Source organism: Bradyrhizobium sp. ORS 285 (assembly GCF_900176205.1).
GTDB lineage: Bacteria > Pseudomonadota > Alphaproteobacteria > Rhizobiales > Xanthobacteraceae > Bradyrhizobium.
In genome coordinates this window covers 4,934,139-4,946,960 of the sequence record NZ_LT859959.1, presented here as the reverse complement: position 1 = coordinate 4,946,960, position 12,822 = coordinate 4,934,139, and the positions used below count along the sequence as shown (strand labels likewise).

General features: G+C 66.2%; 11 protein-coding genes. 10 read left to right on the top strand and 1 reads right to left on the bottom strand.

What is annotated here, in order from left to right; genetic code table 11:
* Positions 1–1,142: 1,142 nt before the first annotated feature.
* The 9 genes from BRAD285_RS22285 (at position 1,143) to BRAD285_RS22245 (ending at position 10,165) form a co-directional block, all read left to right on the top strand.
* Complete coding sequence (locus BRAD285_RS22285) at positions 1,143–1,634, top strand: pentapeptide repeat-containing protein (RefSeq protein WP_006612018.1); 492 nt, start codon at positions 1,143–1,145, stop codon at positions 1,632–1,634.
* A gap of 226 nt (positions 1,635–1,860) precedes the next feature.
* On the top strand, positions 1,861–2,193 hold the full coding sequence (locus tag BRAD285_RS22280; protein ID WP_006612017.1) for a PAN domain-containing protein: 333 nt from the start codon (positions 1,861–1,863) through the stop codon (positions 2,191–2,193).
* 118 nt (positions 2,194–2,311) lie between these two features.
* A complete protein-coding gene (locus tag BRAD285_RS22275; protein ID WP_006612016.1) occupies positions 2,312–3,340 on the top strand; it encodes a LacI family DNA-binding transcriptional regulator in 1,029 nt (342 codons plus the stop codon).
* A gap of 113 nt (positions 3,341–3,453) precedes the next feature.
* Positions 3,454–4,911, top strand: a complete 1,458-nt coding sequence (gene xylB / locus BRAD285_RS22270; protein WP_006612015.1) for a xylulokinase — start codon at positions 3,454–3,456, stop codon at positions 4,909–4,911.
* The gene (xylA, locus tag BRAD285_RS22265) at positions 4,908–6,230 is read left to right on the top strand and encodes a xylose isomerase (protein WP_035646385.1); all 1,323 of its coding nucleotides are present in this window, start codon (positions 4,908–4,910) and stop codon (positions 6,228–6,230) included. The genes xylB and xylA overlap by 4 nt, the downstream gene beginning before the upstream one ends.
* Before the next feature lie 46 nt (positions 6,231–6,276).
* Positions 6,277–7,029: an ATP-binding cassette domain-containing protein gene (locus tag BRAD285_RS22260; protein ID WP_006612013.1), complete on the top strand. Its 753-nt coding sequence runs from the start codon at positions 6,277–6,279 to the stop codon at positions 7,027–7,029.
* Positions 7,029–8,126, top strand: coding sequence for an ABC transporter permease (locus tag BRAD285_RS22255; RefSeq protein ID WP_006612012.1), 1,098 nt, complete (start codon positions 7,029–7,031; stop codon positions 8,124–8,126). The genes BRAD285_RS22260 and BRAD285_RS22255 overlap by 1 nt, the downstream gene beginning before the upstream one ends.
* Before the next feature lie 101 nt (positions 8,127–8,227).
* Positions 8,228–9,163 (top strand): sugar-binding protein, encoded by a 936-nt coding sequence (locus BRAD285_RS22250; protein WP_006612011.1) that lies wholly within the window; start codon positions 8,228–8,230, stop codon positions 9,161–9,163.
* 126 nt (positions 9,164–9,289) lie between these two features.
* Positions 9,290–10,165, top strand: a complete 876-nt coding sequence (locus BRAD285_RS22245; RefSeq protein WP_006612010.1) for a bifunctional helix-turn-helix transcriptional regulator/GNAT family N-acetyltransferase — start codon at positions 9,290–9,292, stop codon at positions 10,163–10,165.
* Positions 10,166–10,177: 12 nt separating this feature from the next.
* On the opposite strand, the gene fabA is transcribed toward BRAD285_RS22245, so the two are convergent.
* The gene (gene fabA / locus BRAD285_RS22240; RefSeq protein ID WP_006612009.1) at positions 10,178–10,702 is read right to left on the bottom strand and encodes a bifunctional 3-hydroxydecanoyl-ACP dehydratase/trans-2-decenoyl-ACP isomerase; all 525 of its coding nucleotides are present in this window, start codon (positions 10,700–10,702) and stop codon (positions 10,178–10,180) included.
* 549 nt (positions 10,703–11,251) lie between these two features.
* Here fabA and BRAD285_RS22235 point away from each other — a divergent pair.
* On the top strand, positions 11,252–12,802 hold the full coding sequence (locus tag BRAD285_RS22235; RefSeq protein WP_035646422.1) for a L,D-transpeptidase: 1,551 nt from the start codon (positions 11,252–11,254) through the stop codon (positions 12,800–12,802).
* Positions 12,803–12,822: the final 20 nt, after the last annotated feature.

Genomic DNA, 12,822 nt, shown 5'->3' with positions numbered 1-12,822 from the left:
GATCTCCCGCGGCACCGCATCCCCGCCTCGCGTGTCGTGACGATCGCGCGCAACGCCCCTCTCGTTGAGGCGGGATGGCTGGATATAAACACATCTTCCGATAAAACGAAAGAAGAATCTTCTGGAAATGAGAAATTATTGGCGGAGATCGTCCCGTGTCGTCGGCGGGTTGGGGGCGTGCGAAAGGATCTGCCCTTCACGGAACTGGCGTCATCCGAACTTCCTCCTTTACCGTTGCTTCAAGACTGTTCGCTAGAGTTTCTAGCTCCGAAGAACAAATTGGGCGGCAAGCGTGAACCAGAGCTCGAACTCGTCTGTCTTCGATGCCCATCAGCTCTGCATTTTTCTGTCGAGCCTTGCCCCTGGCGATCTCTCAGTAAATGAAGCCGCGGCGGCGCGCCCCGGAGCCGCGATGATGACGAGCGTGGGTAGTCCCAATGATGAACTGTGGTTGCGGATGGAGCAGGTCGGCTGGACACGCCGGGTCCCGGGTGATCTGCCTGCGGCGCCGCCGACAAGCACCTACACGATGACTGAAGCGGGCGCACGTGCCGTGACGATGGCAGTTTCTGAGCTAATCGCCCGAAGGGCGCTGCTTATGGGAACGATCAAGGGCTTCGACCCTCGGAGCGCGCCGGAGCACCTCACGCGGCTGTGCGCCGCCTTCGGCTGGCTCGCTTTGAGAACGGAGGCTCTCCGAACCCTCGCGGAGCAAGCGAGGCCCGCGCTACACAAATCCCAAGCCCGACAGAGAGCCTACGTCCAAGCCTTGAATGAGATAGGCGGTGGCCTCTCAATGGCGGCGTCGTGTATTGCGGATGCCATCGCTCATGGTCTGGACAGCGATGCTGGACGCGATTGCTTGGCGCGGACTGTCGCGGGACTTCGTTATGCCGAACAGTGTCTCACGCAGTGGACGGCCAAGATGCGGGCTCAACCGCCCGGGCACTGGCTAAGTCGGTTTGTCGCAGGAATACGTTCGAGGTTCTGATGCACACGGCACGACAGCGATACTCGCAACTGCATAAAGGAGCATTCCTTCAGACTTCCGCGACTCGCGAGCATGCCGCATGACGGCGCGGAGCGACAAGTGCGCGGAAGTCGTTTTCGTGTAGCGTTGCCGGCTCACCGCAGGACGCAGCATGCTCATCGAACACGAGACTTTCACACGGGAAACCGGTCCGCCACGCGGCCGCTCGTGGGACGAGGCCGTATTCCGCTGGTGCAATTTTGCTCGGCTCGAAATCGAGGGGCAGACCATTGGCGGCGCGCTGCTGGGATGCGAGCTGCGCGGGATCGATTGGTACTGGGGCTTGTTCAATACGACTTTGCTGGCGCACACGACGTTCAAGAGCTGCGTGTTTCGCGGCACGTCATTCACCCAATGTGAGGTCATTGCCTGCCGCTTCGAGGATTGCCGGTTCGTGCTCGATAATCTGCAGGGGCCATGCACGTTCAACAGCTGCATGATCGTCGAGACGGTGTTCGACAGATGCGAGTTTGTCGTCGACAATCCGCGTCGCGCGCCGGTCTTCGTCGAGTCGCGCTGGTATGGCTGCACACAAGGGGGCTGCTCTGGGCTCGACGGCGTGTTTGAGCCGCCCCGCCGGCCTGCAGGACCATCGCGCTGCTAGCCGAGATGGTGCATGAAGAATTCGGTCAGAAGCTCATAGTGCCGGTTCTCGGCGGCGGCGGTGAACCCGTGTCCCCGGTTCTCGTGGATATACACCTCCGGAGCCCGGCCATGCTGCGCCAGGCGCGCCGGACGACGGTCGTTAGCGTGGGGCGACGGGCGCGACGAGTTTGACAAGACGCGGGAGCTGCTCTCTACTTAATCGCGGAAGTTGACAGGAGGCTGCCATGCATCTTCGTCACCTGATGGCCGCGGCGGTGTTCGTGCTCGCCTCGGCACTTGTCGCGCCCGTCGCGGCGAATGACTTCTTTGCGACCGGCATCGATCGTCCCGGCGGCGACTATCGCAGCTTCGATACGTTCGATGACGCGCAATCCTGCCGCCAGACCTGCAATCGCGAGCTGCCGCGCTGTCGCGCCTGGACCTATGTCAAGGCACCGACCTTTTGGCATGGGCCGCAGCAGCCGCCGGCGCGGTGCTGGCTGAAGCGGGTCGTGCCGCGGGCGCGCGCCAATCCGTGCTGCATCTCTGGGATTTCCGGCGGCCAGCGCATCGATTAGGGGCGCTCCGCAGCCGTGCCGTTCCTTGCTGCATCCTTCGCCGATCTTCGCCGCGCCTCAAAAATGAGTTGCGTACCTCAAAAATCGCGCTAAGTTCCTCAACCCGAAGGGGAGGAGCATGAACGCACCGCTGACATTGCGGGATATCGCGCGGCAGGCCGGCGTCAGCCTGGCTACCGTCGACCGCGTGCTGCACAACCGGCCGGGCGTTCGCCCGGATACGGTGCGGCGCGTCAAGGACGCGATGGCGCGCAGTGCGTTCCAGCCGCATGCCGCGGCCTCCGAACTGGCGCGCGCGCGGTCGCGGCGCTTTGCCTTCGTGATGCCGGTCGGCGTCAATCCCTTCATGCAGCAGATCCAGGCGCATCTCGGCGAGCTCGGCAACTGGATGGCCGCGCGTCGGCTGACCGCGGATGTCGTCACCACCGACGTGTTCGATCCTGCCGTGCTGGCCGGCAAGCTCGAAGATCTGGTCGGGAGGGTCGACGGCGTCGCGGTGGTTGCGCTCGATCATCCGAGCGTGCGCGCGGCGATCAACGATCTCGTCGAGGCCGGCGCCAAGGTCGTGACCCTAGTCTCGGACGTGCCGTCGTCGCGGCGACATCATTATGTCGGGATCGACAACATCGCGGCCGGCCGCACCGCGGGCGCGCTGGTCGGACGTTTCGCTGGCGGCAAGACCGGACGGGTGGCCATCATGGCCGGCTCGCAGGGCCTGCGCGACCATGCCGAGCGCATCTTCGGCTTCAGCCAGGTCCTGGCGGCGGAGTTTCGGCAACTCGAGGTTTTGCCGGTGGCTGAGGGGCATGATGCGGACGATCGCTCAGAACACCTCATGCGCAAGTTGCTGGCCGAGCATCACGACATCGTCGGGCTCTACAATGTCGGCGCCGGCACTGCCGGTGTCGCGAAGGCGCTGACCGAGTCCGGGCGCGCTGGCGACATCGTGTTCGTCGGCCACGACGTGACCACGCTGACGCGCAAGCTGCTGCTGTCGGGCGTGATGCATGCGGCGATCTCGCAAAATCCAGGGCATGAGGCCCGTTCTGCGGTGCGTGTGCTGTTGGCGCTGGCGCGCGGCGAGCCGATCTTGAGCGAACAGGAAGCGATCCGCATCGACATCGTGATGCGGGACAATCTGCCGTGACGCGGCGGCCGCGGTTGGCGCGGTCGGACGAGTCATGGAGCGACGAATAGGTCACCGGTTTCGAGGCGCCGCAGAGCGCCGATGACCGGGGACCCGTGTGGGAGGAGTGGACAGTGTTTCTCGGACTGGATGTCGGCACATCCGGCGTAAAGGCCGTGTTGGAGGACGAGGCGGGCGCGCTGGTCGCGAGCGCGGGCCGTCCGCTGTCGCTGTCGCATCCGCAGCCGTTGTGGTCCGAGCAGAATCCCGATCACTGGGTCGAGGCTGTCATCGGCGCGGTCGATGATCTCGCCCGCACCCATCCGCGCCAGATATCGGCGGTGCGCGGCATCGGCCTGTCCGGCCAGATGCACGGCGCGACGCTGCTTGGCCGCGACGGCCGGCCGCTGCGCCCTGCGATCCTGTGGAACGACGGTCGCTCGCAGGCCGAATGCGCCGAACTCGAGCAGCGCTGTCCCGAGTTGCACGCGATCGCCGGCAATCTTGCGATGCCGGGCTTCACCGCGCCCAAGCTGGCCTGGGTGGCGAAGCACGAGCCGGAGATCTTCGCTCGCGTGGCGAAGGTGCTGCTGCCGAAGGCCTATGTACGCTACCGGCTGTCCGGCGAGATGGCCGAGGACATGTCGGATGCCGCCGGCACCTTGTGGCTCGATGTCGGCGCGCGGCGCTGGTCTGAAAAGCTGCTCGCCGCGACGGGCCTCGGTTTCGATCACATGCCGCGGCTGGTCGAAGGCAATGAGCCGAGCGCCATGCTGTCGCGCGAGCTGGCGCAGCGCTGGAGCATGCGCGCGGATGTCGTGATCGCCGGCGGGGCCGGCGACAATGCCGCGAGCGCGATCGGGCTCGGCGCGATCACGCCGGGTGATGCCTTCCTGTCGCTCGGCACGTCGGGCGTGCTGTTCCGCGTCACCGATCGTTTCGCGCCGGCGCCGGAAGCCGCCGTGCACGCGTTCTGCCATGCGCTCGGCGGTCTCTGGCACCAGATGGGTGTGATGTTGTCGGCCGCCGCGTCGCTGTCCTGGCTGGCGCGCATCCTCGAAACTCCTGAGGCCACGCTGCTCGCGCCGCTCGGCAGCAGCGTCGATCGCCCGAGCCCGGTGCAGTTCCTGCCTTATCTCGACGGCGAGCGCACGCCGCACAATGATGCGCATGCGGCAGGGGCCCTGGTCGGTCTGCGCAGCGCTGCATCGCGCGACGATCTCGTGCAGGCGGTGCTGGAAGGCGTGGCCTTTGCGTCGCGCGACATGCTCGCGGCGCTCGGGCGGAGCGCGCAGGAGATTACCGAACTCGATCTCGTCGGCGGCGGCTCACGCTCGTTGTTGTGGGCGCAGATCATGGCCGACGTCCTCGGCGTCACCGTGCACCGCGTCGAGGAAGGCGAGGTCGGTGCCGCCATCGGCGCCTCCAGGCTCGGTCGTCTCGCCGCGACCGGCGAAGCACCCGCCGATGTCTGCCGCAAGCCGCAGCGGCTGCAGAGTTTCGAACCGCGCGCCGCGCAGCGCGCCGCCTATGACGGCGCCTATGCGCAGTGGCGCAAGCTCTATCCTGCTCTCAAGGAGAAATCCCCGTGAACGTCCAGGCTCCCTTCTTCCAGACCGGCGCAACCATTGCTTATGGCGGCCCGGAGTCGCGCAGCCCGCTGTCGTTCCGCTGGTACGACAAGGACCGCGTCATCAGGGGCAAGCGCATGGAAGACCATCTGCGCTTCGCCGTCTGCTACTGGCACTCGTTCTGCTGGCCGGGCTCCGATCCGTTCGGCGGCGAGACCTTCCTGCGGCCCTGGCAGCATGGCGACGATGCGTTGGCGATGGCGCGCGCCAAGGCCGATGTCGCGTTCGAATTGTTCCGGCTGCTCGACGTGCCGTTCTTCACCTTCCATGACGTCGACGCCGCGCCGGAAGGCGCAACGCTGAAGGAGTCGGTGGCCAACCTCAACGCCATCGGCGACCTGTTCGCGCAGAAGATGGAGACGGCGAAGGTGCGGCTGCTGTGGGGCACCGCCAACCTGTTCTCGCATCGCCGCTACATGGCGGGCGCCGCGACCAATCCCGATCCCGATGTCTTCGCCTATGCGGCGGGCCAGGTGCGCGCCGCGCTCGAGGTGACGCATCGTCTCGGCGGCGCCAACTACGTGCTGTGGGGCGGCCGCGAGGGCTACGAGACCTTGCTCAACACCGACATGAAGCGCGAGCTCGATCAGCTCGGTCGCTTCGTCTCGATGGTGGTCGAGCACAAGCACAAGATCGGCTTCAAGGGCCCGCTCCTGATCGAGCCGAAGCCGAAGGAGCCGACCAAGCATCAGTATGATTTCGACGTCGCCACCTGCTACGGCTTCCTCAAGCGTTACGACCTGCTCGACGACGTCAAGCTCAACATCGAGCAGAACCACGCCATCCTGGCCGGCCACTCGTTCCAGCACGAGATCGCGCTGGCGCAGGCGCTCGGTGTGTTCGGATCGCTCGACATCAACCGCGGCGACGACCTGCTCGGCTGGGACACCGACCAGTTCGCGATGAACGTGCCGGAGCTGGCGCTGGTGTTCCACGACATTCTCAGGGGCGGCGGCTTCACCACCGGCGGGCTGAACTTCGATGCCAAGATCCGCCGGCAGTCGATCGATCCGGACGATCTGCTGCACGCCCATGTCGGCTCGATGGATGCGTGCGCGCGGGCGCTGATCGCCGCCGACGAGATGCTCACCGACAGCGCGCTGACCGCGCCGCTCGCGGCTCGCTATGCGGGCTGGGATGGCGAGGAGGGGCAGGCGATCCTCGCCGGCCGCCGCTCGCTCGCGGAGCTCGCCGACCGCGCCGTCAACACCGGCCTCGATCCGCAGCCGCGTTCCGGCCGGCAGGAATATCTCGAAAGCGTGGTGAACCGTTATGTCTGACGACAGCAACGTGAATGCTTCGGTGAGCGGGGCCACGACGGGTGTCATGGCCGCGGCGGCGCCGGTGCTCGAGCTCAAGGGCATCGGCAAGCAGTTCGGCGCGATCCGCGCGCTGCACGGCGTCGACCTCTCCATCAGGCCCGGTGAGGTGGTCGGCCTGATGGGCGACAACGGCGCCGGCAAGTCGACCCTGGTGCGCATCATCGCGGGCAATTTTCCGCCCAGCCAGGGCACGATCCATTTCGACGGCCGCGAGGTGCATTTCCATCGCCCGATGGATTCGCGCAGCGTCGGCATCGAGGTCGTCTACCAGGACCTCGCGCTCGCCAACAATCTCACCGCCGCGGCCAACGTCTTTCTCGGCCGCGAGATGAGGCGCAATTTCGGTCCGCTCAAGCTGCTCGACCACAAGGGCATGGAGGCGCGCGCGCTGGAATTGTTCCGCGAGCTGCGCTCGGAGACGCGCCCGCATGATCTGGTCAAGGACATGTCCGGTGGCCAGCGCCAGGCGGTGGCGATCGCGCGCACGCGGCTGTCCAACGCGAAGCTCGTGATGATGGACGAGCCGACGGCTGCGATCTCGGTGCGCCAAGTCGAGCAGGTGCTGAGCCTCATCCATCGGCTGAAGGAGCAGGGCATCGCCGTGATCCTGATCTCGCACCGCATGCCCGACATCTTCGCGGTTTGCGATCGCGTCGTGGTGATGCGGCGTGGCGAGAAGCGAGCCGACAAGCCGGTCACCGAGACCAGCCCCGAGGAAGTCACCGCGCTGATCACCGGCGCCAAGGAGGCGGCGTGATGTCCGTTCCATCCGAGACCAGCCCAGCGAGCCCCGAGGTCACTTTCACCAATGTCGGTGCCATCAGATGGTGGCACCGCGGCGTGTTCGCGTCGCAGACCGCCTATGTGACCTTGGCGCTGGTCGCGCTCATCGTGATCATGAGCTTCGCCAGCCCATACTTCCTGACCGAGGGCAATCTGCAGAACGTCGCCAAAAACTTCTCGTTCATCGCGATCGCGACGCTCGGCATCACCTTCGTCATCATCACCGGCGGCATCGACCTGTCGGTGGGATCGCTGATGTGCTTCGCGGCGATGATCACCTCGATGGTGATGACCTCGCTGTCGACTCCGGGCATGCCGCTGTCGTCGCTGTTCGTGCATCTCGCCGCCGACGGCAAGACGGTGGTCGCCAACGTGCCCGGGCTGATCCTGATCGTCTCGGTGCTGGCAGGCCTTGCGGTGTCTCTCGTGGTCGGCCTCATCAATGGCGTCTGCGTCGCGCTGCTCGGGCTATCGCCATTCGTGACGACGCTCGGCATGCTGTCGATCGTGCGCGGCCTCGGCTATGTCATCTCCAACGGCAAGGGCAGCTTTCCGGGCGGCCCCGATGCCGAGTATTTCTATGCGCTGACGCAGGGCGACGTGTATGGCGTGCCCGCGCCGTTCATCTATCTCATCCTGCTCGCGCTCTTGATGGCGTTGGTGCTGCACCACACGACCTTCGGCCGCCACGTCTTCGCGATCGGCGGCAACGAGAAGGCGGCGGAGCTGACCGGCGTCTCGGTGCCGCGCGTCAAGATCGAGGTCTATGTGGTCGGCGCGCTCGCCGCCGGCCTGCAAGGCATCATCATCTCCGGCTGGCTGGGCTCCGCGCCGGCCAACATGGCGACGTCCTATGAGCTCAACGTGATCGCGGCCGCCGTGATCGGCGGCGCCAATCTCGCCGGCGGCATCGGCGGTCCGCTCGGCGCGATCGTCGGCTGCGTGCTGCTCGAGGTCATCCGTAACGGCCTCGTGCTGGCGCAGGTCAACTCCTACTGGCAGCAGACCTTGGTCGGCGTGATCATCATCGCCGCGGTGCTGGTCGATCGCATCCGCGCAAGGCTGTTGTAGCAAAGGCTGTTGTAGCGAAATACTGGCCGGGATGTGACTGATCAGGTCTATCCGCGCCCGGCACAGACAATCATCACGGATAGACATGGAGGAGGGAAGCCATGAAGAAGCTGCTATATGCGGTCGCATCGCTCGCGATCCTGGTGGGCCCGGCGCAGGCCGAGACCAAGTACCGTTTCGCCATCGTGCCGAAGGCGATGAACAACCCGTTCTTCGACGTGGCGCGCGACGGCTGCCTGAAGCGCGCCAAGGAGCTCGGCAATGTCGAGTGCATCTACAAGGGCCCGGTCGAGCACGAGCCGGCCACCCAGGCGCAGATCATCCAGGACTTCATCACCCAGAAGGTCGACGGCCTCGCGATCTCGGTCGCCGACGTCGCTGCGATGACCAAGTCGATCGACGCGGCGACCGCCGCCGGCATCCCCGTCATCACCTTCGACGCGGACGCGCCGGGCTCCAAGCGGCTCGCTTATATCGGCACCAACAACAAGGACTTCGGCCTCGCGCTCGGCAAGCAGCTGCGTGAGCTCAGGCCTGACGGCGGCAAGTACGCGGTGGTGTCCGGCGGTCCCGGCGCCAAGAACCTCGCCGAGCGCGTCGACGGCGTGCGCGAGGCGCTGAAGGGCTCGAAGTGGACGGAAGTGGCGGGTTCGCCGACCTTCTGCAACGACGATCCGGCCCTCGCCGTCCAGCAGATGGCCGATCTGCGCACCGCAACGCCGGATCTCGGCGCTATCGTGCCGATCGGCGGCTGGCCGATGTTCGCGCCCGAGGGCTACAAGGCGTTCGTCAACAAGAACAAGAAGGACATCGATGCCGGCAAGCTGACGCTCGTGGTTGCCGATACCTTGAAGATGCAGCTCGAGCTGCTGCGCGACGGCTATTCCAACGCGCTCACCGGCCAGCGTCCGTTCGAGATGGGCGAGAAGTCGATGGACACGCTGCTCGCGATCAAGAAGGGCGAGAAGGTGCCTGAGGTGATCTACACCGGCCTCGATCTCGTGACCAAGGACAACGTCGCGAAGCTTCTCAACTGATCTGAGTTCCTCCCGGGGAAAACCTGGCGGTCCGGCGTCCGGCTTCGGCCGGCGACCGGGCCGCCCTTTTTGTTTGCGATCCGCACTGCGTTGACTTTGGAGTATATCTGACCTAAGTCAGATATCATGCTTGATCCGATCGCCCGCGTCCGCCGCTTCAATCGCGCCGTCACCTCCGAGGTCGGTGCGCTCGACACCTCGTTCCTGGGGCGCGGCCGGCCGCTCGGCGTGGCGCGCGTGCTCAACGCGATCGGCCATGGCCGCAGCGACGTGGCGGAGTTGCGCGATTATCTCGCGCTCGACTCCGGCCTGATGAGCCGGTTCCTGCGCAGCCTCGAGGAGGAGGGGCTGGTCACGACCAAGCCGCATCCCGACGATGCGCGCCGCCGCATCGCCAGGCTCACTGCTGCGGGCCGGCGCGAATTCGAGGCCTATGAGACGCTCTCCAATGCGCAGGCACAGGCGATGATCGCGCGCCACAGCCAGCCGGACGCATTGCTGGCCGCGATGGACATGGTCGCCGCAGCGCTCGCTCGCGACCGCATCGGGATCGACGAGGTCGATCCCCGCGGCGAGCAGGCGCGCTATTGTCTGCGCGAATATTACGCCGAACTGTCCCGCCGCTTCGCGCGCGGCTACGACGTCGCATTGTCGCGCGACCCCGACGCCACGGACATGATCGCGCCGCGCGGCGCCTTCTTCGTCGCGCTGTCCGACGGCCTTCCACTCGGCTGCGTCGGCCTGAAAGGCCACGGCGGCACAAGCGCTGAGATCAAGCGGCTCTGGGTCGCTCCCGCCGCCCGCGGCCTCGGCCTCGGCCGCAGGCTGATGGACGCGGCCGAGAATGCTGCGCGAAAGCTGTCGATCACGACCTTGCGCCTCGACACCAACAGCGCCCTCGGCGAGGCCCAGCAGCTCTATCGCAAGACCGGCTGGACCGAGATCGAGCGCTTCAACGACGATCCCTATCCGGATCTGTTCTTCGAGAAGCAGCTGCGTTGACGGCATCAATGCTCATGCGGCCGTCAGTGCGACCTTCATGTTCTTGGCCTGATAGACGCAGGCGCCGTCCGCCAGCACGCGTCCGTCGGCGATGCCGAGCACGAGGCGGCCGCGCTTGACCTGGCGCATGTCGACCTCATAGCGCACGCAAGTCACCTCCGGCGTGATCTGCCCCGTGAAGCTCACCTCACCGACGCCGGTGGCGCGGCCCTTGCCGGGAGAGCCCGACCAGCCGAGCCAGTAGCCGACCATCTGCCACATCGCGTCGAGGCCGAGGCAGCCCGGCATGACAGGATCGCCGCGGAAGAGGCAATCGAAGAACCAGAGCTTCGGCGTGATGTCCAGCTCGGCTGTGATGCGTCCCTTGCCGTAGCGTCCGCCGTCGAGACTGAGCTCGGTGATACGATCCATCATCAGCATCGGCGGGGCCGGCAGTTGCGCGTTGCCCGGGCCGAAATAGCCGCCTTCGCCGGAGCGGAGCAGATCCTCTCGCGTGTAGGACGATTGCGGCATGTGAAAGTCCCGCGGGTCGGGCAAGGCGTCATCTCTCTGTCTGCAATCGGGTGCCGGCAGGCCAAGGGCTGTCTGGTGGCGATCACAGACCTAGTGGGAGTGCAGCGCAGCTGATTCAAGCTGACGTGACCGCCACGATCCGCGACGCCGGTCAGCTCTTCTTCGGCGGCACGACCTGGCAGGGGCGGCGATGCCAGGTGTCCGCGCCGGGACCTGTTCGGCAGTGAGATGGTCGGCGAGCGCGGCTGGACAGGTTGATTGAACCCGACACCGCCCTGCCTGCGTCTGACATGAACGAGTCTCGTCCCGCGACGACGGACCTCTCCGGCCGGGTCGGCGTTAATGGCGCGGCAACGGCTTCATGAATGGATGTCGCGGCGGGGGAAGACGAATCATGACACCAAACGACGGCGCGTCATGCTGTGTTCCAGGATTCGACACAATCGTGGCCCGGCGGTCTTGCAGCGCTGGTGAGACGTCGCCTCACTTCACCCCAAGACTTGTTCGAGCTTATAGATTGTCCTGCGCCGATCGCGTGAGGTGCAGATGAACAGCAATGAATCGGGACACGGCATGGTGACACGATCCACGGGACCTCGGGCGATCGCAACGACACGGCGTCGGGGAGTGGCCTTGATGGCCCTTGCGGTCGTGGCGGCAGGGGCTCTGCCGGGCTCGGGCGCCGATGCGCGGCAGGCGCGGCCCGCACCGGCCACCGAGGCGACGGCGCCGCGGGCGCATGGTGATCCGATCATGGCGATCGTGTCGATCAAGGCGCAGAAGGTCACGTTCTACGATTCGGAGGGCTGGATCTGGCGCGCGCCGGTGTCGACCGGCGTTTCCGGCCGTGAGACGCCCGCCGGCGTGTTCGCCGTGCTGGAGAAGGACAAGGACCATCATTCGACGCTGTATGATGATGCCTGGATGCCGAACATGCAGCGCATCACCTGGAACGGCGTTGCGTTGCATGGCGGGCCGCTGCCCGGCTATGCCGCCTCGCATGGCTGCGTGCGGATGCCCTATGGCTTTGCCGAGAAGCTGTTCGACCGGACCTATATCGGCATGCGGGTGATCATCGCGCCGGGCGACGTCGCGCCGGTGGAGTTTTCGCATCCCGCCTTGTTCGTGCCGAATGCCGAGGCGCTCTCGGGAGCCCCCTCGCGCGCGACCACGCTCGGCCGCGAGGCGGAGGACGCCGCCAAGGCCGCCGATGAGGCCAAGGCCGCCGCGGCCACGGCCGAGCGCGACGCGAAGTCGCTGAAGGCGTCCTTGCGCAGGCTGGAGCAGGCCAAGGCGCGCAGCGATGCCGAGTTGAAATCTGCCGACAAGAAGCTGGCCGCCGCCAAGACCGATGAGGCCAAGGCGCAGGCCGAGGACGCCCGGCAGAAGGCCGAGGCGAAGGCCACTGAAGCGGCGACGCAGCTCGAGGCGGCCAGGTCGGACTCCGTCGCCAAGCTCGCGACGGCCGCGACGACGAAGGACGCGGCCAAGGCGGCCGCCGTCAAGAAGAGCGAGACCGCCAAGGCGGCCGAGGAGGCGAAGCTCGCGACCGAGCCGGTGTCGGTCTATATCAGCCGCTCGACGCAGATGCTCTACGTCCGGCGCAACACGCACAAGCCGGCGCGCGATGGCGGCGGCGAGGTGTTCGATACGTCGCTGGAGTCGCCGGTGACGATTCGCGATCCCGACCGGCCGATTGGCACTCACGTGTTCACGGCGGTGGCGCAGAACGGCGCCGGCCTGCGCTGGACCGCGGTCACGATCGACGATGGCGACGACGCCAAGGACGCGCTCGACCGCATCACCATTCCGAAGGATGTGCTGGCCCGGATCGCGCCGACGGCGGTGCCGCGCTCCTCGATCATCGTCTCGGACGAGCCGCTGTCGAGCGAGACCAACTACCGCACCGAGTTCGTCGCCGTCCTGAGCAACCAGCCGCAAGGCGGCTTCATCACGCGCCGGCCGACCACCAATGTCGACGTGATCGCCAGCGGCGAAGAAGAATATGATAACGGCTTCGGAAATGTCTTCCAGCGTAGCTGGGATGGTCAGCCGATGGCCGCGCCACGGCGGCGCGGTCCGCCTCCTACCTACTACCGGCCGGTGCAGCCGGGCTGGTGGTAGCAGGCGGGGCCATCTTTGAC

Coding starts and splice junctions, on each gene's coding strand:
- BRAD285_RS22245 (WP_006612010.1), top strand. CDS start 9,290: ATGCTTGATCCGATCGCCCGCGTCCGCCGCTTCAATCGCGCCGTCACC.
- BRAD285_RS22235 (WP_035646422.1), top strand. CDS start 11,252: ATGGTGACACGATCCACGGGACCTCGGGCGATCGCAACGACACGGCGT.
- BRAD285_RS22285 (WP_006612018.1), top strand. CDS start 1,143: ATGCTCATCGAACACGAGACTTTCACACGGGAAACCGGTCCGCCACGC.
- BRAD285_RS22255 (WP_006612012.1), top strand. CDS start 7,029: ATGTCCGTTCCATCCGAGACCAGCCCAGCGAGCCCCGAGGTCACTTTC.
- BRAD285_RS22275 (WP_006612016.1), top strand. CDS start 2,312: ATGAACGCACCGCTGACATTGCGGGATATCGCGCGGCAGGCCGGCGTC.
- BRAD285_RS22260 (WP_006612013.1), top strand. CDS start 6,277: ATGGCCGCGGCGGCGCCGGTGCTCGAGCTCAAGGGCATCGGCAAGCAG.
- BRAD285_RS22280 (WP_006612017.1), top strand. CDS start 1,861: ATGCATCTTCGTCACCTGATGGCCGCGGCGGTGTTCGTGCTCGCCTCG.
- BRAD285_RS22250 (WP_006612011.1), top strand. CDS start 8,228: ATGAAGAAGCTGCTATATGCGGTCGCATCGCTCGCGATCCTGGTGGGC.